The sequence below is a fragment of the Pseudomonas sp. PvP028 genome, assembly GCF_017832255.1.
GTDB classification, from domain to species: domain Bacteria; phylum Pseudomonadota; class Gammaproteobacteria; order Pseudomonadales; family Pseudomonadaceae; genus Aquipseudomonas; species Aquipseudomonas syringae.
The window spans coordinates 1,316,497-1,337,663 of record NZ_JAFIBL010000001.1; the positions used below are offsets into that span (position 1 = coordinate 1,316,497).

Annotated in this window: 15 protein-coding genes; 11 read left to right on the plus strand and 4 right to left on the minus strand. The window is 60.9% G+C overall.

Annotated features, from left to right (window positions below):
* Positions 1 to 5: 5 nt before the first annotated feature.
* Positions 6 to 2,015, minus strand: a complete 2,010-nt coding sequence (gene rep, locus JOE34_RS05895) for a DNA helicase Rep (protein ID WP_003318412.1) — start codon at positions 2,013 to 2,015, stop codon at positions 6 to 8.
* A gap of 204 nt (positions 2,016 to 2,219) precedes the next feature.
* Here rep and JOE34_RS05900 point away from each other — a divergent pair, with 204 nt between their 5' ends.
* Positions 2,220 to 3,884 carry a bifunctional diguanylate cyclase/phosphodiesterase gene (locus tag JOE34_RS05900; RefSeq protein ID WP_209995287.1) on the plus strand — a complete coding sequence of 555 codons (1,665 nt, stop codon included), beginning with the start codon at positions 2,220 to 2,222 and terminating at the stop codon, positions 3,882 to 3,884.
* A gap of 12 nt (positions 3,885 to 3,896) precedes the next feature.
* Here JOE34_RS05900 and JOE34_RS05905 read toward each other — a convergent pair whose 3' ends face one another.
* Positions 3,897 to 5,279 (minus strand): NorM family multidrug efflux MATE transporter, encoded by a 1,383-nt coding sequence (locus JOE34_RS05905; RefSeq protein ID WP_010423201.1) that lies wholly within the window; start codon positions 5,277 to 5,279, stop codon positions 3,897 to 3,899.
* A gap of 166 nt (positions 5,280 to 5,445) precedes the next feature.
* Between JOE34_RS05905 and JOE34_RS05910 the strand changes: the two genes are divergently transcribed.
* The 6 genes from JOE34_RS05910 to JOE34_RS05935 all read left to right on the plus strand — a co-directional run bounded on the left by JOE34_RS05910 (position 5,446) and on the right by JOE34_RS05935 (position 14,323).
* A complete protein-coding gene (locus JOE34_RS05910) occupies positions 5,446 to 6,366 on the plus strand; it encodes a LysR substrate-binding domain-containing protein (protein WP_003318415.1) in 921 nt (306 codons plus the stop codon).
* 186 nt (positions 6,367 to 6,552) lie between these two features.
* Positions 6,553 to 8,529: a methyl-accepting chemotaxis protein gene (locus JOE34_RS05915; protein ID WP_010423199.1), complete on the plus strand. Its 1,977-nt coding sequence runs from the start codon at positions 6,553 to 6,555 to the stop codon at positions 8,527 to 8,529.
* 254 nt (positions 8,530 to 8,783) lie between these two features.
* Complete coding sequence (locus JOE34_RS05920; protein ID WP_096112887.1) at positions 8,784 to 9,503, plus strand: methyltransferase domain-containing protein; 720 nt, start codon at positions 8,784 to 8,786, stop codon at positions 9,501 to 9,503.
* A 438-nt stretch (positions 9,504 to 9,941) separates the two neighbouring features.
* Positions 9,942 to 11,594, plus strand: coding sequence for a Na/Pi cotransporter family protein (locus JOE34_RS05925; RefSeq protein WP_003421583.1), 1,653 nt, complete (start codon positions 9,942 to 9,944; stop codon positions 11,592 to 11,594).
* A 57-nt stretch (positions 11,595 to 11,651) separates the two neighbouring features.
* A complete protein-coding gene (locus JOE34_RS05930) occupies positions 11,652 to 13,028 on the plus strand; it encodes a pitrilysin family protein (RefSeq protein WP_010423185.1) in 1,377 nt (458 codons plus the stop codon).
* Between the two features lie 95 nt (positions 13,029 to 13,123).
* Complete coding sequence (locus JOE34_RS05935; protein ID WP_096112888.1) at positions 13,124 to 14,323, plus strand: DUF5924 family protein; 1,200 nt, start codon at positions 13,124 to 13,126, stop codon at positions 14,321 to 14,323.
* 4 nt (positions 14,324 to 14,327) lie between these two features.
* Here the strand turns inward: JOE34_RS05935 and JOE34_RS05940 are convergent, their stop codons facing one another.
* Both JOE34_RS05940 and argH read right to left on the minus strand, forming a co-directional pair.
* Positions 14,328 to 15,569: a spore maturation protein gene (locus JOE34_RS05940; protein WP_003367703.1), complete on the minus strand. Its 1,242-nt coding sequence runs from the start codon at positions 15,567 to 15,569 to the stop codon at positions 14,328 to 14,330.
* Positions 15,570 to 15,823: 254 nt separating this feature from the next.
* Complete coding sequence (argH, locus tag JOE34_RS05945; protein ID WP_003340027.1) at positions 15,824 to 17,218, minus strand: argininosuccinate lyase; 1,395 nt, start codon at positions 17,216 to 17,218, stop codon at positions 15,824 to 15,826.
* A gap of 133 nt (positions 17,219 to 17,351) precedes the next feature.
* Between argH and JOE34_RS05950 the strand changes: the two genes are divergently transcribed.
* The 4 genes from JOE34_RS05950 to JOE34_RS05965 all read left to right on the plus strand — a co-directional run bounded on the left by JOE34_RS05950 (position 17,352) and on the right by JOE34_RS05965 (position 21,120).
* Positions 17,352 to 18,434: a sensor histidine kinase gene (locus tag JOE34_RS05950; protein WP_003318424.1), complete on the plus strand. Its 1,083-nt coding sequence runs from the start codon at positions 17,352 to 17,354 to the stop codon at positions 18,432 to 18,434.
* The gene (locus JOE34_RS05955) at positions 18,431 to 19,177 is read left to right on the plus strand and encodes a LytTR family DNA-binding domain-containing protein (RefSeq protein WP_003421579.1); all 747 of its coding nucleotides are present in this window, start codon (positions 18,431 to 18,433) and stop codon (positions 19,175 to 19,177) included. Before JOE34_RS05950 ends, JOE34_RS05955 begins: the two co-directional genes overlap by 4 nt.
* 231 nt (positions 19,178 to 19,408) lie before the next feature.
* On the plus strand, positions 19,409 to 20,350 hold the full coding sequence (hemC, locus tag JOE34_RS05960) for a hydroxymethylbilane synthase (protein WP_003318426.1): 942 nt from the start codon (positions 19,409 to 19,411) through the stop codon (positions 20,348 to 20,350).
* Positions 20,347 to 21,120: a uroporphyrinogen-III synthase gene (locus JOE34_RS05965; RefSeq protein WP_003421578.1), complete on the plus strand. Its 774-nt coding sequence runs from the start codon at positions 20,347 to 20,349 to the stop codon at positions 21,118 to 21,120. Before hemC ends, JOE34_RS05965 begins: the two co-directional genes overlap by 4 nt.
* Positions 21,121 to 21,167 lie beyond the last annotated feature (47 nt).

Sequence of the window (21,167 nt, forward strand, 5' to 3'; positions counted from 1 at the left end):
GTCGGCTAGCGTTTCAGCATGGCGCGAATGTCGGCAAGCGCGGTGTTGCCGCGCACCGCTTTGACTTCCGTAGGGGTGTCGTCATTGCCTTCCCAGGCCAGGTCGTCCGGGGGCAGCTCATCCAGAAAGCGGCTTGGCGCGCAGTCGATGATTTCACCGTACTGCTTGCGCTTGGCGGCGAAGGTGAAGGCCAGGGTCTGCCGCGCGCGGGTGATGCCCACGTAGGCCAGGCGGCGCTCTTCTTCGATGGTGTCGGCTTCGATGCTGGAACGGTGCGGCAGGATTTCTTCTTCCATGCCCATGATGAACACATAAGGGAATTCCAGACCCTTGGAGGCGTGCAAGGTCATCATCTGCACGCCTTCGGCACCGTCTTCCTCTTCCTGCTGACGTTCGAGCATGTCGCGCAGGACCAGCTTGCCGATGGCTTCCTCGATGGTCATGCCACCTTCTTCGTCCTTTTCCAGCGTGTTTTTCAACGCCTCGATCAGGAACCAGACATTGCTCATCCGGTAATCGGCAGCCTTTTCGCTGGAGCTGTTCTGTCGCAGCCAGTTCTCGTAATCAATGTCCATGACCATGCTGCGCAGCGCGGCGATGGGATCGTTCTGCGCGCACTGCTGGCGCACGCCGTCCATCCAGCGCTTGAAGCGCTGCAAACGGTCGGTGAATCGGCTGTCCAGATGCTCGCCCAGGCCGATCTCGTCGGTGGCGGCGTACATCGACACCTTGCGCTCGGTGGCGTAGTTACCGAGCTTTTCCAGCGTGGTCGAGCCGATCTCGCGACGCGGAACGTTGATCACCCGCAGGAAGGCGTTGTCGTCGTCCGGGTTCACCAGCAGACGGAAATAAGCCATCAGGTCCTTCACTTCCTGGCGGCCGAAGAAACTGTTGCCGCCCGACAGTCGATACGGCACCTGATGGTGCTGCAATTTCAGCTCGATCAGTTTGGCCTGGTAGTTGCCGCGATACAGAATGGCGAAATCGCTGTACGGGCGGTCGGTGCGCAGGTGCAGGGTGAGGATTTCCATGGCCACCCGCTCGGCCTCGGCGTCTTCGTTACGGCAGCGGATAACGCGGATCTCGTCGCCGTGGCCCATCTCGGACCACAGTTGCTTTTCGAAGGCGTGCGGGTTGTTGGAGATCAGCACGTTGGCGCAGCGCAGAATACGGCTCGTCGAACGGTAGTTCTGCTCCAGCATCACCACTTTCAACGACGGGTAGTCGTCCTTGAGCAGCATCAGGTTTTCCGGCCGCGCGCCACGCCAGGCGTAGATCGACTGGTCGTCGTCGCCCACCACGGTGAACTGATGGCGCGTACCGATCAGCAGCTTCACCAGCAGGTACTGGCTGGCGTTGGTGTCCTGATATTCGTCGACCAGCAGGTAACGCACCTTGTTCTGCCACTTTTCCAGGATGTCGGCGTGTTCCTGGAACAGCTTGACCGGCAGCAGAATCAGATCGTCGAAGTCCACCGCGTTGTACGCCTTGAGCGTGCGCTGATAGTGGGTGTAGACGATGGCAGCGGTCTGTTCCTTGGGGTTGCGGGCGTTTTCCAGCGCCTCGGCGGGCAGGATCAGGTCGTTTTTCCACGAGCCGATCATGTTCTTGATTTCGTCGACGCCGTCGTCGCCGGAATACTCTTTCTGCATGATGTCGGTCATCAGCGCCTTGACGTCGGTTTCGTCAAAGATTGAGAAGCCCGGTTTGTAGCCCAGCCGCGTGTGCTCTTTGCGGATGATGTTCAGACCCAGGTTGTGGAAGGTCGAGACCGTCAGGCCACGTCCTTCGCTGCCCCTGAGCAGCGTGCCGACCCGCTCCTTCATCTCGCGCGCGGCCTTGTTGGTGAAGGTCATGGCGACGATGTACTGGGCGCGAATGCCGCAGTTCTGGATCAGGTGCGCGATTTTGCGGGTGATCACGCTGGTCTTGCCGGAACCGGCACCGGCGAGCACCAAAAGAGGGCCGCCGACGTAGTTCACGGCTTCCTGCTGCCGGGGATTGAGTCGGGACATGGCGGTATGAAGAGTCGTCTGCAAAAAAGGTCGGGCATTTTAACAGGCCCACGGTTTTGTGCAGTGCTCATCGTCGTCAGACAGTGACTGCTATCTAATTCTTCTGTTTTTGTTACATTTGCGCCGCGACGCGCGATACGTGTATTTGTCGCGCTCCTGCGAGAGAGCGGCCACCGGTTTTTCCTTTGCACTTAGGAAGTTAGATTGCCTACACCTGTCGAACCCTTGCGATTGCTGTTATTGGCGCACGAGCCTTTCTGGCAGGCGCTGCTTAGCGGCTGCCTCACTGCGCCGGGAGGCAACGTGATACTTCTGCATGGCGCGAACTGGGACGTTTTCAGTGCCCGCTACGCTAACGAGCGCAATACCGTGCTGCTGACCACGCCTGATCTGCAGCCCAGGACCGGGGCCTGCCTGTTGCCTACCGTGGTGCTGCTCGAGACCGAACCACTGGTCGGACCGACCGGCGTCAGTGACTGGCTGGTGCGCGATGCCTTGACCGGTGACACGCTTCGGCGCTGCCTGCGCTATGTCCACGAGCGCAGTCGCCTGGAAGACAGCCTGCGACGCCTGGTCGGCCAGGACCCGTTGACCGGCATCGCCAACCGCCAGGGTTTTCAGGCGCTGCTCTCGGCTCGCCTGAGCGAAGGCGGCAGCGTGGCGCTGGGGCATCTGGACCTGGACAACTTTCGCCGCGCCAACGATTCACTGGGTCATCAGGCCGGTGACCGACTGATCCTGCAAGTCGTGGCACGCTTGAAAAACCAGCTCGATGCCGGTGATCAGATCGCCCGCCTGGGGGGCGACGAATTCGCCTTGTTGATCGACACCCGAACAGCCCCCGAACGCGCCCTGCAAATGGCCGAACGTATCACCGACGTGCTGGCCGAACCCTATTGGGTCGATGGCGAAAGCCTGCTTCTGGGTTGCAGCCTGGGCATCGCTCACTCCCAGGCCCAGCCCGAAGCCGACCCGCTGATGTGGCATGCGCATATCGCCATGCGTCAGGCCAAGAGCATGCAGGGCTGCACTTATCACCTGTTCGACGAGCGCATCAACCGCAACGCCCGCAGCCTCGCCGACCTGGAAGGTGAACTGCGACGCGCCTTGCGCCGCGATGAGCTGGAACTGCATTACCAGCCGCGTCTGTGCCTGGACAGCGGGCGTATCGTCGGCCTGGAAGCGCTGGTGCGCTGGCGCCATCAGGAGCGCGGGCTGCTGCCACCCAGCGAGTTCGTGCCACTGGCCGAGCAAAGCGGCCTGATCGTGCCGCTCGGCTACTGGGTCATCTTCCGCGCATTGCGTGACATGCAGGCCCTGCGCGAACAAGGCTTTGCCCCGCTGCACATGGCGATCAACCTGTCGTTCCGGCAGTTTCAGGACAGCCAGTTGCTGCCGACCTTGAATCGCCTGATCGCGGAACACAATGTCGACCCACGCTGGCTGGAGTTCGAACTCACCGAAACCGCCGTCATGCGGCGCAGCGATCAGGTCAGGCAGACCATGGATGCATTGCGGCAACTGGGCGTGCGCTTTTCGCTGGATGATTTCGGCACCGGCTATTCGTCGTTCATGCACCTCAACAGCCTGCCCATCGCGCTACTCAAGATCGACATGGGCTTTGTCGGGCAGATGGAGTTACGCGAAGAGAACCGCAAGCTGGTCAACGCCATGATCAATCTGGCGCACAACTTGAACCTGGAGGTAGTCGCCGAGGGTGTGGAAACCGCCGGGCAACTGGAGTTGCTGCGCAGTTTTGGCTGCAATCAGGTGCAAGGCTATCTGATCAGTCGGCCGCTGCCGGTGGAAGAACTGGTGACCTATCTGCGTTCGCAAGCCGCGCACGCAGATACATCCAGGTCCGGGTGACGGTGCGCCGGATCAGCCCGGCACCGCCACCCCGGCTGCATCCCTACGCAACAGCCGAGCCGTCTTCCATTCAAACGCATAAGTCAGCGCCACAGCCGAGCAGAACAGGCCCAGCGCCAGCCCCCACCACACACCTGAAGCACCGGCATCGGTAGAGAAACCGAGCAACCACGCGGCAGGCGCGGCGATCAGCCAGTAGCAGCCCAGGCCGATCAGGAAGGTGGTGCGTGCATCCTTGAGCCCACGAATGGCGCCCATGGCAATGGTCTGGGTGCCGTCGAAAAACTCGAACAAGGCGGCAATGGCCAGCAGTTTTGTGGCCAATACCACGATCTCGGCAAACGCCGGGTCATTGATGTCCAGAAACAGCCCGATGACCAGGTGCGGCGCCAGCCAGAACAGCAGCCCGAACATGAGCATCACACAGCCGCCAAAACCGATGCCCAAACGCCCGGCCATGCGCACCATCAACAGGTTGCCTGCTCCATAATGCTGGCCGATACGCATGGTGACCGCGTAGGACATCCCCACCGGAACCATGAACGCCATGGACACGGTCTGCAGGGCGATCTGGTGCGCCGCCATCTGCGTGCTGCCCATCGCGCCCATGCAGAACGCCGCAAAAGTGAACAGCCCGACTTCCACTGCATAGGTGCCGCCAATCGGCAAACCGAGACGCCATAGCTCGCCCAGGTGACTGCGCGACAGTTTCGAAAGCCCTTTTCTGATCGGGTACGCCGTGTAGGCCGGATGCCGCCTGATATGCAGCGCCAGCGCGAGGGCCATGCAGTTGGTGACGATCGCGGTGACCAGCCCGATGCCCATCAGCCCCAGGTTGGGCAGCCCCAGCCATTGATGGATCAATGCGTAATTGAGCACGAAGTTGGCTGCCGCACCGGCCAGGCTGATGGTCATCACCGGCCCCGCACGACCCAGTGCGCTGGTGAAGCCGCGCAATGCCATGAAGCTGAGCAGGCCGGGCAGGGCGAAGGGCAGGGTGATCAGAAATTGAGCCGCCATATGCACGTTGGCTTCGGCCTGACCGAACTGCAACAGGATGGGTTCGAGGTTCCACAGCAACAGCGCGGCAACCAGCGCCATGCCCCAGGCCAGCCACAGACCGGCCTGGGTCAGACGGGTCGCGCCTTCGGTGTCGCCGGCACCATGACGGATCGAAACCAGCGTGCCGACCGCGGCCATCACGCCAACGCAAAAGAACGACACGAAGCTGTACGTGGCAGCGCCCAGACCCCCGCCGGCCAAGGCCTCCGGGCCGATCTTGCCCATCATCACGGTGTCGGTGAAGACCATCAGCATGTGCGCCATCTGTGACGCAATCAGCGGCCCCGCCAGGCGCAGGATGATCCAGAGTTCTTTGAGGGCGGACGGCTGCATGGTGACGGAGCTCTACGGCAAAAGGACAAATGAGCGACGTATTCTGGGCAGTTGCTCGACTAAACACAAAACGATAAATCCGATGCTCAGCATGACTAAAACTCATCTGAAGCTATTTTCAGCATTTGCAGTAAAGTAGCCGTTCATCGTTCGCAGGAAGCGCCCCATGCCCCGTAGCCTCCCTCCTCTTTATGCACTAAGGGCTTTTGAAGCGGCTGCGCGGCATACCTCGTTTACCCGCGCGGCCGAGGAACTTTCGATCACCCAAAGTGCAGTAAGCCGGCATATTCGTACGCTGGAAGAGCACTTTGCCTGCCGCTTGTTTCAGCGCAACGGGCGTAACTTGCAGCTCACTGAATCGGCACGCGCGCTATTGCCCGGCGTACGCGATGGGTTCCTGGCACTGGAACGCGCTTGCAGCACCTTGCAGACCGACGAGGGCATTCTGCGCATGAAAGCCCCGTCAACTCTGACCATGCGCTGGCTGCTCGCGCGGCTCAGCCGTTTTCGTCATCTGCAGGTGGGCAACGAGGTGCAACTGACCAGCGCGTGGATGGAAATCGATGCGGTGGACTTTACCCAGGAGCCTTTTGACTGCGCGATTCTGCTCAGTCAGGGGCATTTCCCGTCGGACTGGGAAGCCACACTGCTGTTTCCCGAGTTGCTGATTCCGGTCGGTGCCCCCACCTTGTTGCAGGACCCGCCATGGGACGTCGAACGCCTGGCAAAGGCTGAATTGCTGCATCCCACCCCTGATCGCCGTGACTGGCGCACCTGGCTGAACCGCATGGGTCTGGCCGATCAGGTGTCGCTCAAAGGCGGGCAGGTCTTCGACACTCTGGAGCTAGGCATGATTGCCGCAGCACGTGGCTACGGTGTGTCGATGGGTGATCTGCTGATGGTCGCCGAGGACGTGGCGCAGGCCCGTCTGAGCCTGCCGTGGCGCACGGCGGTGTTCAGTGGCGAAAACTATTATCTGGTCTGGCCGCGTACGAGGCCCGGCGCAGAGCGGTTGCGACGCCTCAGCGATTTTCTTCAGGCGGAGGTGGGCGCCATGCAGTTGCCGTTAGTTGAAGTACTCTATTAAAATTTAGTTTAATATTGAACTGCCATCATCTGTAAATGTCTCGCTTCGCTCTCAAGTAACGACCTTGATGGCCGAAGCATTGCTTGAAGATTGCTCGTTCAAATAGCGTAAAAACACTAACTAAATTTATCAGCTGAATGGCAAGCCACGGACCCGGCGACTCCAATCATTCGGCACGGAGTCTCTATGTCCAAGCCTCGTACCCGAATTGCTTCGCAACTTGGTATTGCTCTGGCCGTGATCCTGGCGGTGGTTATCAGTGGTAGCACCCTCTTCGCGTTGAGGTCCCTGGACGCGTCCAACCTGGTCATTCGTGAAGAGCACATGTCGAGTGAAGCCAGGCTCCTCGCTGACCAGCTCAACACTTTCCACAGCACGCTGCGCGACAGCACTCAGCGCTTGAGTGGCCTGTTCGAAAAACGCTTCGCCGCTGGCCTGAGCCTGCAAGCCGACAAGCCGGTCACGGTGGCGGGCACGTCCACGCCAGGCCTGTTCCTGCGTGATGCCGCGCTGAATAACGACTTCACCGAAGTCGATGAATTCCGCTCGATGACCGCCGGCGTCGCGACCATTTTCGTGCGCAGCGGCGACGACTTCATCCGGATCAGCACCTCCCTGAGCAAGCAGGATGGCACGCGCGCCATCGGCACCGTGCTGGACCGCAAGGGCGCAGCGTACGAGCGCCTGATCGCCGGTCAGAGCTATGTCGGCAAAGCGGTATTGTTCGATCGTTATTACATGACCCAGTACAGCCCGGTCCGCGACAGCAGCGGCAAGATCATTGCGGCGCTGTTCGTAGGGTTCGATTACACCGATGCGCAGAAAACCCAGTTCGATAACCTCAAGAACTTCCGTATCGGTTCAACCGGCTCACTGGCACTGCTGGACGAAAAGGGCACCTGGCTGGTGCCACCGGCAGGCGTCAAATCCCTCGACGGCGCAGCCAAGTCAGTTGCAGAGCTCGCCAGCAAACCGGGCAAGGCGCAGTTCTGGGATGACGGGGATGACAACTATTACAGCGTCGGCCAGCCGTTCGCTGGTGGCCCCTGGACCGTCATCGCCAGCATGCCGCGCAAGGAAATCAGCGAAGTGACCTGGCACGTCGGCACGCAACTGGCGATCGGCAGTCTGCTGGCCATGATCATCGCGGTGATCAGCGCCATCTGGCTGCTGCGCAGCAAGCTTCGCCCACTGTCCGAATTGGTACGCCAGGCCGACGCACTGGGTGCAGGCGACCTGAGCGTACGCCTGAATGTGACCAGCAATGACGAGATAGGGCAGTTGTCGGGCAGCTTCAACAAGATGAGCGAAGCTCTGTCATCAATGGTCGCGCATATCCGTACCGCGGCGCAGGAAGTCAGCACCCGCGCCAACGCGCTGTCCGGCCTGTCGGGCGGTGCGTTCGAGGGCATGGAGCAGCAATCCGGCGAGATCACCAGCATGGCCGGTGCGGTCGAAGAGTTCAGCGCCACGTCGATGAACATCGCCGACAACATGGGCAATACCGAACGACTGGCACAGGAAAATGCCCAGCAGACACGCATTGGTCGTACTTCGATGGAAGAGGCCTCTTCGTCGCTGCAACAGATCGCCACTTCGCTGAGCAGCACCGCGAAAGTCATCGACACGCTGGGCCAACGCTCGCAGGAAATCGGCAGCATTGTCGGGGTGATTACCTCGATTGCCGACCAGACCAACCTGCTCGCGCTCAACGCTGCCATCGAGGCCGCACGCGCCGGTGAGCAGGGTCGCGGCTTTGCCGTGGTGGCTGACGAAGTCCGCAGCCTGGCCTCGCGCACCCGTGAAGCCACGGATGAGATTTCCGGCATGATCGCCAGCATCCAGCAGGAAACCGGCAACGCCATCAGCACCATGCAGCAGGGCAACACACTGATGCAGGAAGGCTTGTCGCTCAACGCCAAAGTGGCCTCCGCACTGGCCCAGATCGACGAGCAAAGCCGCTCGGCCGGTCACCAGTTCGCCGCGATCACCACTGCCACTCAGGAACAAAGCAGCACCGCGACCATGCTCAGCAGCAACCTGCAAAGCATCGCCATGGCCAACAGCGAACAGCGCCAGGTCATGTCCAACCTGGCCATCACTGCCCAAGAGCTGAATGGCCTGGCGACAGAACTGCGTCACGAGGTTGACCGGTTCCGTTAAAAACGGACCGAACAGTGTGCCAAGGCTCGGCGTTGGCACGCTGTTTCGGACGCTTGCGTCAGTTTCTGAATACCCGTCAAAGCCTGCTATGTCGCTGCAGGCGCCATTAGTGTCACCAAGCGTTTCTGGCCAGCTTGCAGGATTAACGGCCAGGCACTCGAAACCCCCTACACTGTTCCCACACCCCAACGCAGATGCTTCAACAGGATCTACGGTAAACCCCGCCTCGCTAACCATCGTCAAGGATCCAGACAATGAAGCAATATGTTGAAAACTATCAGCCTACCGAAGGCTTCGCGCCTGCAACCGGCCATGTGGAAGGCGACTCGGTCTCTCCCAAGGCGATGATTTTCCATATCCTGAAAGATCTCAGCGCCGATGTTGAAGTACTGGATATCGGGTTCGGCTCTGGAACACTGGGCGCGTTGATCAAGGCAAACCCGGACACGGCGCACTGGTCGGTGGACGGCATCGATGGCTGGGAAGCCAACTGCCAGAATTCGCAGCTGCATGAGAACGCTACCTACCGCAACATCTGGCACGGCCTGGCTCAAGAGCTGTCATCCGAGCGGCTGGCCCAGTACCGGATAATCTGTCTGCTGGATGTGGTCGAGCACTTGACGGCCGATACGGCGAGATGGCTGGTGCGCACGTTGCTTTCCAGCCTGGGGCCGGATGCCTATCTGTTCATCAGCACGCCACTGTGGTTCTACCCACAAGAAACTCAACAGACCGGCGATCTTGAGGAACACCTGATCGGCGTGCCTGCTTCGTCGATGATGGCGCTGTGTCCGCACCTGTATGCAGTCAATCAGCCGCTCATCGGCGGGTTCGTGTTCAGTCGCCGCAGCCTGGATTTCGTGGAGTTCTTCCAGCCCACAGCAGATAAATCGTTTTCGTATGAAAAAGGCATGCACGTCGCAAAAGCCGTCGGCATGAAACTCGAGCCCAACATTGCGTTCACTATGGATTGACCCGGTAACGTTTCCGCCGCCTTCGGGCGGCAGGGCGGATGAACAGCCATGAGACACGTGCGTCGGGTCCATGGCGAATGCCCGAGCGATATCAAAATACTGATTTATGACACTTTTATTTCAATGGAATCCGCGCTGTGCGATGCTGACGCCAAGGCCCGTGGCCGACTAAAAGCTTAGGCTCTGTACGAAAAGTCGGCGAGCGAAGGTCAGGCGAGGCAAAAACAGGCAAGGAACGGCCGGGGTCGCGTTCGACTCTACGTGTTGTAAATGAGCATTCCGATTGGACTCGCATCCGAGCCTGTTTTTAACGAAGCATCACCGAGCGCAGCCACTTTTCGTACAGAGCCTAGTAGAGCGTTACACCCATCCCCGCTCTCTACACGCTGCATCTTTCAATTCATCGCCTGTATGGGCAAACCTCAGGGGGCTTTTCGCATGCTGACCCTGCTCGATTTGCTATCTGCCGTCGCCCTGCTAATCTGGGGCACGCATATCGTGCGCACTGGCATCCTTCGTGTTTACGGTACACAACTTCGTCGTGTGCTCAGCCAGAACATGTCCAAACGACCGCTCGCGTTCATCGCCGGCATTCTGGTGACAGCGCTGGTACAGAGCAGTAACGCCACCGCCATGCTGGTGACATCGTTTGTCGGCCAGGGGCTGATGACGCTGACGCCTGCGCTGGTGATCATGCTTGGCGCCGATGTCGGCACCGCTTTGATGTCTCGCGTGCTGACTTTCGATCTGTCATGGCTGTCGCCTTTGCTGATCTTCCTTGGCGTGGTGTTCTTCCTGTCGCGCAAGCAGACCCGTGCCGGTCAACTGGGGCGGGTCGGTATCGGCCTGGGCCTGATCGTGCTGGCCTTGCAGCTGATCGTCGAGGCCGCCGCACCGATCACCCAGGCCGCGGGGGTCAAGGTGCTGTTCGCCTCGCTGACCGGCGACCTGCTGCTGGATGCGCTGGTGGGCGCCATGTTCGCGCTGATCTCCTATTCCAGCCTGGCGGCAGTGCTGCTGACGGCGACATTGGCAGGCACCGAAGTCATTGGCTTGCCGGTGGCGATCGGCCTGGTGATCGGGGCCAATATCGGCAGCGGCCTGCTGGCCTTTCTCAGTACCAGCATGCAGAACGTTGCCGGTCGGCAGGTGGCGCTGGGCAGTCTGCTGTACAAGCTGCTCGGCCTGCTGCTGATCTTTCCGGTGCTCGACCCGCTGGTTGCCTGGATCGACACGCTCGGCTTTAGTCCGCAGGAACTGGTTATCGGCTTTCACCTGCTCTACAACACGGTGCGCTGCCTGATCATGCTGCCAACCGTAGCCCCGATGGCGCGGTTGTGCTCGTATCTGCTGCCGCAGCAGAACGAAGTCGGCGGCCTGGCCAAGCCACGTCACCTGGACCTGACCGCACTGTCGACACCCAGCCTCGCGCTGGCCAACGCGGTGCGTGAAACCCTGCGGATGGGCGATCTGATCGAGAGCATGCTCGCCTCGATGCTGGCGGTGCTGCGTGGCACACAGACGGCGGTGACTCAGGAAGTGCGCCGCCTCAACGACGACGTCGAAGCGCTGTACAGCGCAATCAAGCTGTACCTGGCGCAGATGCCGCGTGAAGACCTCGGCGAGCACGATAACCGGCGCTGGGCCGAGATCATCGAGCTGACCATCAACCTGGAACTGGCCAGCGGCCTGATCGAACGCATGCTGCGCAAGATCCAGCAGCAGAAGACAGCGCATCGCCGGTCGTTCTCTGAAGTCGGTCTTGAAGAACTTGCCGATCTGCAGATCCAATTACAGTCGAACCTGCGTCTGGGCCTCTCGGTGTTCCTCAGCGGCGACCACGAAAGCGCACGTCAGTTATTGCGCGAGAAGCGCCAGTTCAGGGCCGAGGAGCGACGCCTGGCGCACGCCCACGTCAGCCGTTTGCGCAACAAGGTGGTCCAGAGCATCGAAACCAGTTCGCTGCACCTGGAACTGATTGCCGACATGAAGCGTCTGAACTCGCTGTTTTGCAGCAGCGCCTACGTGGTGCTGGAAACCGCTGACACAGGAGCCTTGTCAAGCGAGGGCGAGGCAGACAGATCACTATGAACGTAAGGGCGGAGGTGAAGTCTGTTAAACATACCGGCCCGCCAGGAAAGCTGTTTTATGCGTTGCCTGCTGTTCGCTTGTCTGCTCCTCGGTTCACTCCCCTCATTCGCCCTTGACCGTCTTCAGGTCGAGGGCTACCTGCTGCCCAATGGTTTGCAAGTCATTCTCAAACCCGGTTACGACAAGGGTCACGTCGCCATTCGCCTGGTGGTGGGTATCGGCTTCGATGACTTCCCGTGCCAGGACAAGGAACTGCCGCATCTGCTGGAACACCTGCTGTTCAGCGGCGTGGATGACAGCGGTGAAGGCGGGCTGGAAGAGCGTATGCAGGCACTGGGCGGCGAGTGGAACGCCTTCACCAGCAACGCCGACACCACCTTCGTGATCGAAGCGCCTGCGCGAAACCAGCGCAAGGTGCTCGATCTGCTGCTGGAAATCATGACCAAAACCGAGCTGAGTCAGGCGCGGCTGGACGGCGTCAAACGCGTGGTCGAGCGTGAAGATGGCGGGCACTTCTCGCACTTGCAGCGCCTGCTTGACCGGCGTGATTCCGGGCGCAGCGCCAGCAGCCAGCTCGCCGTGGAACTGGGGCTAAAATGTGCCGACCGTCCCGAGGTGGACGGCATCAAGCTGGAGCACATCGAAGACATCTTCGCCAACTGGTATGCCCCCAACAACATGACGCTGATTGCGGTGGGTGATCTGGACAAGCTGCTGCCAGCCTATCTGGAGCGCACCTACGGCAAGCTCGCACCCACCGACCCGATCGACCACCCGCCGCTGGCGCAGGGCAGCGGCTCTGCCGAACCACGCCGCGAGCTTGAACGCGGCGGGCTGGGCGAGAGCGCCAAGCTACACCTGATCTACCCCGAGCCGCAGCTCGACGATCAGCACGACGAAACCTGGGAGCTGGTCAAAGCCTATCTGGACTGGACGCTCTACACTGAGCTGCGCCTGAAACACAGTTTGTCCTACGGTCCCTCTGCAGAGCGCGAAGTGTTCGGCGATGTCGGGTTTCTGAGCCTGAATGCCGATGTCGAGCGTGACGATGCCGATGAAGCCGAGCGCGACATTCGCGCTCTGGTCGAGCGCCTGCAAAAAGAAGGCATGCAACCCGCCACGTTTGCGCGGCTGCAACAGCTCGCCATAGACCGGCAATCTTGGGCCACTCAAGGCAATAGTGCGCTGGCCGACTACTATTGGAGCGCGCTCAACGATTATGAAAACGGGCGCTTCGAGGATCCGGCCAAACGGATCAAGGCAGTGAAGCTGGAAACCGCCAATCAGGCGATGCGCCAGTTGCTTGCCCAGCCGGGTTACATGCGCATTGAAAAGCCGCTGTTCAGTTATGACGGTCTGTATTGGCTGATTGGCGGGGTACTGGGTTTCATCGCACTGCTGGCCCTGTGGCGCTGGCGTGCACGCAGCAAATAGAATCCTAACGCCGAACTGCACCCAGAGTGCAGGCACCGCGCCGCGTTGTTACGCTGCGCGTTTTTTTGTATGAACAGAACCGAGTGACCCCTCCGATGCTTGACGTGAATCGCTACGTGACACCCGTGCTCAACTTGATGCAGCGCTATCCGGGGCTCATTGCGGCGTTTGGTTTCGTTTCCGGTATCGCCAGTTTCATTCTGGTCGATCGCCAGGCAGGGCTGGCAACCTGGATCGCGGTGGTGATGCTGATCAGCTGGCTGTGGCTAATGGTCGAAAACACCATGGTCGGGTTACTCAACAAGGCGCTGGGCCGTGAGATCCCGCAGGGTTTGCTGCGCTACGGCACGCAGATGATCCATCAGGAAAGCCTGTTCTTCGTGCTGCCGTTCTTTTTCATCACCACCACCTGGAACAGTGGTCAGGCGGTGTTCACTGCGGTGCTCGGGGCTGCCGGGCTGATTTCGATCATCGACCCTCTCTACTACAAATGGCTGGCGCCCAGGCGCTGGCTGTTCATGACGCTGCACACCCTGACGCTGTTCGCCGCACTGCTGACCGCGCTGCCGATCATCCTGCACCTGACCACCGCCGAGAGTTACAAACTGGCCCTGGGCGTGGCGATGCTGCTGTCGGCGCCCAGCCTGATGTCGAATTTCCCGCTCAACACCTGGCGCAGCGCACTGGCCGTGATCAGCATCATCCTGGCCATCGGCGCGGCGGGCTGGTTGCTGCGTTCCTGGGTGCCGCCTGCGACGCTGTGGTTGACCGAAGTGGCGGTGAGCCCGGACTTCGATAACAAGAACCGTACGCCGGGCGACAGTATTTCGCTGATCAGCGCCAAGCAGCTGCGCAACGGCGGCCTGTATGCGTACACCGCGATCAACGCGCCGCGTGGCCTGGATGAGCGTATCTACCATGTGTGGTGGCATGAAGGCGAAGAGATGGACCGCATCGCGCTGGATATCCACGGCGGCCGCAAGGAAGGCTATCGCGCCTGGACGCGCAAGCAGAACTTCCCGGAGGACGTGACGGGACGCTGGCAGGTGAGGGTGCTGACCGAGGACGGCCAGATGATCGGCGTACTGCGTTTTGTCGTCACTGACAATGACCAGCCGGCAGTCAAGCGACCTACCGGGCGGATAATCAAGCTCAAGCCGGGCGGCGACTCGGCTGAAGAGACCACACCTGAATCCGCGCCGGCTGATGAGCCGAAGCAGGAGAAGCAGGAGGCTGCGCCGGCACCTGAGCAGTCTGCCCCCGCTGAATCTGCGCCTCAGGCTCCGGCGCAGTAATGCTTCAGGTGGCGGTCGCGCCGAAGAACCAGTAGCAGACGAAGATCGCGGCCACGACACCGGAAAACTCGGCCAGCAGCGCGCAGCCCACCGCATGGCGAGCGCGCTGAATGCCCACGGCGCCGAAGTACACGGCAAGTACGTAGAACGTGGTCTCGGTGCTGCCCTGAATCGTGGCAGCGGCCAATGCAGCGAAGCTGTCCACGCCTTGGGTCTGCATGGTTTCGATCAACAGGGCACGGGCGGCGCTGCCCGAGAAGGGTTTGACCATCGCGGTCGGCAGCGCATCGACGAAGCGCGTGTCCAGCCCCAGCCACTGCACCAGATGCCGAATGCCTTCCAGACCGAAGTCCAGCGCGCCGGATGCGCGCAGCACGCCCACCGCACAGAGCATGGCGACCAGATAAGGCAACAGGCTCTTGGCGACGTCGAAACCTTCCTTCGCACCTTCGACAAAGGCCTCGTAGACCAGCACCTTGCGTAGCGTGCCGATGATCAGAAACATCATGATCAGGCCGAACAGCGTGAGGTTGCCCAGAATCGACGACAGACCCGCCAGCGCAGCCGCAGACAGCGTGCCGAGAAAGGCCATGAAGGTGCCCAGCAGCAGGGCGCCGGGGATGAGGTAGGCGAGCACCACCGGGTCCCACAGACGCAGACGCTGCATGAACGCGACCGACAGCAGGCCGACGATGGTCGAGACACTGGTGGCCAGCAGGATCGGCAGGAATACCAGGGTTGGGTCAGGCGCACCTTGCTGGGCGCGGTACATGAAGATCGTTACCGGCAGCAGGGTCAGGGATGAGGCGTTGAGCACCAGAAACAGGATCTGCGCGTTACTGGCGGCGGTCTTGCTGGGGTTGAGTTCCTGCAGCGAGCGCATGGCCTTCAGGCCGATCGGCGTGGCGGCGTTGTCGAGCCCCAGCGCATTGGCAGCGAAGTTGAGGGTGATCAGCCCCAGCGCGGGGTGGCCGGGCGGCACTTCCGGCATCAAGCGCAGAAACAGCGGCCCGAGGACCTTGGCCAGCCAGTCGACGATGCCGGCCTTCTCGGCGATGCGCAAAAAGCCCAGCCATAGAGTCAGCGTGCCGAACAGCAGCACCATGACCTCGACCGACAGCTTGGCCATGGCAAAGATACTTTCGACCATCGCGGCAAAAATGCCGGCGTTGCCGCCTACCAGCCACTGCACCAGCGCGGAAATCGTCGCCACGACAAAAAAACCAAGCCACAGGCCATTGAGCATCGGATAAGTCCCCCACAAGAAGCGGGGATGATAGCGGCGGGGTGCGCTGGAGGGAAATCGGCAGGTGCTGAAAGAGTTGCAGGAACGATAGGTGCACGAGAACACGGTCGTTTTGTGACGCTCTGCGGCGCACCTTCAGGATAGGACGCAGAGCGTCCAGAAGCGCATTCCCACGCGGAGCATGGGAACGATGAAAACCTTGAGATTTCTATCGTGCCAATGCTCCGCGTCATCAGGGGCTGCGCGGGGTATGTTCAGCGACCGGCCAGCAGTTCCTGGCCGCGAACCACGGCAGCGCGGACCTGTTCGGGGGCGGTGCCGCCGATGTGGTTACGGGCATTCACCGAGCCTTCCAGGGTCAGCACGGCGAAGACGTCCTGTTCGATCTGGTTGCTGAACTGACGCAGCTCTTCCAGGCTCATCTCTGCCAGGTCCTTGCCGGTTTCCACACCGTACTTCACTGCGTGACCGACGATTTCGTGGCAGTCACGGAACGGCAGACCACGACGGACCAGGTAGTCGGCCAGATCGGTGGCGGTCGAGAAACCGCGCAGCGCCGCTTCACGCATCATCGCGTGCCTGGGCTTGATCGCAGGAATCATGTCGGCGAACGCACGCAACGAATCACGCAGGGTGTCGGCGGCGTCGAACAGCGGTTCCTTGTCTTCCTGGTTGTCCTTGTTGTACGCCAGCGGCTGGCCTTTCATCAGGGTCAGCAGGCCCATCAAGGCACCGAACACACGGCCGCTCTTGCCGCGAACCAGCTCAGGGACATCAGGGTTTTTCTTTTGCGGCATGATCGAGCTGCCGGTGCAGAAGCGGTCCGGCAGGTCGATGAACTGGAACTGCGCACTGGTCCAGAGCACCAGCTCTTCCGAAAAGCGCGACAGATGCATCATCGCGATGGACGCAGCCGAGCAGAATTCGATGGCGAAGTCGCGATCCGATACGCCGTCCAGCGAGTTGCCGCCCACCACGTCGAAGCCTAGCAGTGTGCAGGTCAGCTCGCGGTCGATCGGGTAGGTGGTGCCCGCCAGCGCCGCGCTGCCCAGCGGCATGCGGTTGAGACGCTTGCGGCAGTCGACCAGACGCTCGTAGTCGCGGCTGAGCATTTCGAACCAGGCCAGCATATGGTGACCGAATGTTACCGGCTGGGCCGTCTGCAAGTGGGTAAAACCGGGCATGATGGTTTCAGCTTCACGCTCGGCCTGGCCCAGCAGGCCTTGCTGCAGACGGGTAATTTCGCTGAGGATCAGGTCGATTTCGTCGCGCAGCCACAAACGGATATCGGTGGCAACCTGATCGTTGCGGCTGCGACCGGTGTGCAGCTTCTTGCCGGTGATACCGATGCGGTCGGTCAGGCGTGCTTCAATGTTCATGTGCACGTCTTCCAGATCGACGCGCCAGTCGAACTGGCCAGCCTCGATCTCGGCCTGGATGGTGTTCAGGCCGTCAACGATGGTATCGCGCTCGGCGTCGGTCAGTACGCCCACCTTGGCCAGCATTGTGGCGTGGGCGATAGAGCCCATGATGTCGTGGCGATACAGGCGTTGATCGAAGGTGACGGAGGCGGTGAAACGCGCGACAAACGCGTCGACGGGTTCACTGAAGCGGCCGCCCCAGGACTGGTTGGTCTTGTCGGTGCTCATGGATTCGCTCGTTGCTGACTGAAAGTGACGTGCCCGATACCTGGCACAAGAACGAACGCGATGATAACAGGGTTGATGCATTTTTATCCCCGGACAGCTTGCCGCTGACGAGGCCAGGGCAGAGACTGGAGCCATGCGAATCGAACCTGTGAAACACGATGCCCGGCCCGCGCCCGGCAAAGACTTTTTCCTCCCTGAACTGTGCCTGCCGCAGGCATTGCTGGTGCTCGTCGTGCTGGCGGAGCTGCTGGTACTGGTTCTGGTGCTGGTAGAACCGATGCGCAGCGGCTTCGACTGGGTACGCCTGGCGTTGATGTCGCTGTTCGTGCAATGGATCGTGCTACTGTCCGCAGCGCTGCTGTGCGGGTTGCGGCCCTGGCTGGCGCGATTGACGCCGGGCCTGGCGGGCATGCTCAGCTGCCTTTTGGTGGTCGGCCTGACGCTGCTGTGCACAGCCGTCACCGATGTCTGTCAGCTTACCGGGCGAATTTCGGTCAGCGGCATGGTCGAGCGTTACCTGCGCTACTCGACGATTGCCCTGATCATGTCGGCCCTGATGCTGCGCTACTTCTATCTGCAGAGTCAGTGGCGCAAGCAGCAACAGGGCGAACTGCGCGCCAGGATCGAATCGCTGCAGGCGCGCATACGCCCGCATTTCCTCTTCAACACACTCAACAGTATCGCCAGTCTGGTGGCCAGCAACCCGGTCAAGGCCGAGCAGGCGGTGCTGGATCTTTCGGACCTGTTTCGCGCCAGTCTGGCCAAGCCGGGCAGCCTGGTGACATGGGGTGAAGAGCTGGCATTGGCAAAACGATATTTATCGATTGAGCAATATCGTCTTGGCGAGCGTCTACAGTTGGACTGGAGGGTGAGTGCAATTCCCGATGACTTGCCAATCCCCCAGCTAACCTTGCAGCCATTACTTGAAAACGCTTTGATTTATGGCATTGCTCCGCGGGTCGAAGGGGGCGTTGTAACAGTCGAAGCGAACTATGAAGGGGGAGAGTTCATATTGAGCGTCAGCAATCCCTATGAAGAAGTTGCCAATCGGCAGACTTCCAACGGTACTCAGCAGGCTTTGACGAATATAGGCGCACGAATTGCGGCACTTTTTGGCCCGCACGCCAGTCTGAGCGTGGAGCGCCGTGACGGTCGTCACTACACCTGTCTACGCTATCCTTGTGCGAGACTCACGCAGGAAGCCAGAGCTATATGAATGTCCTGATCGTTGATGACGAACCCCTGGCCCGCGAGCGATTGAGCCGCATGGTCAATGAAATCGAGGGTTATCGAGTACTGGAACCCAGCGCTTCCAATGGCGAAGAAGCCTTGGCGCTGATCGAAACCCACAAACCGGACGTAGTGCTGCTCGATATCCGCATGCCGGGTCTCGATGGCCTGCAGGTCGCAGCGCGGCTGTGCGAGCGCGAAGCACCGCCTGCAGTGGTCTTTTGCACCGCTCATGATGAGTTCGCCCTGGAAGCTTTCCAGGTCAGTGCGGTCGGCTATCTGGTCAAGCCAGTGCGTCCCGAGCACCTTATCGATGCGTTGAAAAAGGCCGAGCGGCCAAACCGCGTGCAACTGGCGGCGTTGACCCGCCCGGCTGCCGAAAGCGGATCAGGCCCACGCAGCCACATCAGCGCGCGTACCCGCAAAGGCATCGAGCTGATTCCCCTGGATCAGGTGATCTACTTTATCGCCGATCACAAGTACGTGACCTTGCGTCACGAGGGCGGCGAAGTGCTGCTGGACGAACCGCTCAAAGCGCTGGAAGACGAGTTCGGCGACCGTTTCGTGCGCATTCACCGCAATGCGCTGGTGGCCCGCGAGCGAATAGAACGGTTGCAGCGCACCCCGCTGGGGCATTTCCAGCTGTTCCTCAGAGGGCTCAATGGCGATGCACTGATCGTCAGCCGCCGCCACGTCGCCGGAGTCCGCAAAATGATGCAGCAGCTCTAGCGCTCAGCCGCTCTGGAGCCTCTGCGCCCAGGCCGATACATGGAACGGGGAGAATCCCGGATCCATGTGTTTTTCGGCTGGCCTGCGGGCCGCCTTCCCCATGCGCCCCTCAGGCACTGCCGTTTGATTGATCGGCTTGGTGTCTGAAGCAAGTTCCAATCGGCGCCGAAGCCGCCCCGACCGAGATTGAGCTGTTATTATCCGTCGCATTCACTCAGTACGGATTGTTCAATGTCCTCTCGCGAAATCCGCATCGCCACTCGCAAAAGCGCGCTGGCACTCTGGCAGGCCGAATACGTCAAGGCTCGCCTGGAACAGGCCCACCCCGGCCTGCTCGTGACGCTGGTGCCCATGGTCAGCCGTGGCGACAAACTGCTCGACTCCCCGCTGTCGAAAATCGGTGGCAAAGGCCTGTTCGTCAAGGAACTGGAAACCGCGCTTCTAGAGAACAACGCCGACATCGCCGTGCACTCGATGAAAGACGTGCCAATGGATTTTCCACAAGGCTTGGGCCTGTTCTGCATCTGCGAGCGTGAAGACCCGCGCGATGCATTCGTCTCCAACACCTTTGCCAGTCTGGATCAGTTGCCGGCGGGCAGCATTGTCGGCACCTCCAGCCTGCGCCGTCAGGCCCAATTGCTGGCGCGCCGACCCGATCTGCAGATCCGTTTCCTGCGCGGCAACGTCAATACCCGTCTGGCCAAACTGGATGCCGGTGAGTACGACGCCATCATCCTCGCTGCCGCTGGCCTGATCCGCCTGGGTTTCGAAGACCGTATCACCTCGGCGATCAGCGTCGATGACAGCCTGCCAGCCGGCGGCCAAGGCGCGGTGGGTATCGAATGCCGCAGCGTCGACGCCGAAATTCATGCGCTGCTTGCCCCTCTGCATCACGAAGACACCGCCGTGCGCGTGATTGCCGAGCGCTCACTGAACAAGCACCTCAACGGTGGCTGTCAGGTGCCGATCGCTTGCTACGCCGTGCTGGAAGGCGATGACGTCTGGTTGCGCGGCCTGGTAGGCGATCCATCCGGCAGCGTGTTGCTGCACGCGGATGCCCGGGCACCTCAGACATCCGCCCAGGCGTTGGGTGTGCAGGTGGCCGAAGCGCTGCTGGAGCAGGGCGCCGCCGACATCCTGAAAGCGGTCTACGGCGAGGCCAATAACGAATGAGTGGCTGGCGTCTGCTGCTGACCCGCCCGGCCGAAGAGTCGACAGCGCTGGCCAGGGTGCTGGCCGAGGACGGTATCTTCAGCAGCAGTCTGCCCCTGCTTGAAACCGAGCCGTTGCCCTTGACGCCTGCACAGCGTTCGATCATTTTCGAGCTGCTCAATTATTGTGCAGTGATCGTGGTCAGCAAACCTGCCGCGCGACTGGCCATCGAGCTGATCGACGAAGTATGGCCGCAGCCGCCCTTGCAACCCTGGTTCAGTGTGGGTTCAGCAACCGGGCAGATACTGCTCGATTACGGGCTCGATGCGAGCTGGCCGGAGCAGGGCGACGACAGCGAAGCCTTGCTTGAACTGCCGCGCCTCAAACAGGCGATTGCCGTACCGGGAAGCCGTGTGTTGATCATGCGCGGTGACGAGGGGCGCGAACTGTTGGCCGAGCAACTGCGCGGGCTGGGGGTGGGCGTTGATTACCTGCCGCTGTATCGTCGCTACCTGCCGCAGCATGCGCCCGGCGCCCTTGCGCAACGTGTCGCGGTGGAACGCTTGAACGGGCTGGTGGTCAGCAGTGGGCAGGGTTTTGAACATTTGCTTCAGTTGGCGGGGGATTCATGGCCGGACCTGGCCGATCTACCGCTGTTTGTACCGAGCCCCCGGGTTGCCAGCATTGCGCGGGCAGCCGGAGCAAGGACCGTTATTGATTGTCGTGGCGCCAGCGCCGCGGCATTGCTGGCAGCGTTGCGGGAACAACCTCAGCCTGCCGTCAAGGCGTAATGATCGACACCTGTCGTTTACGCTATTACGCCAAAATGCAAAGGATG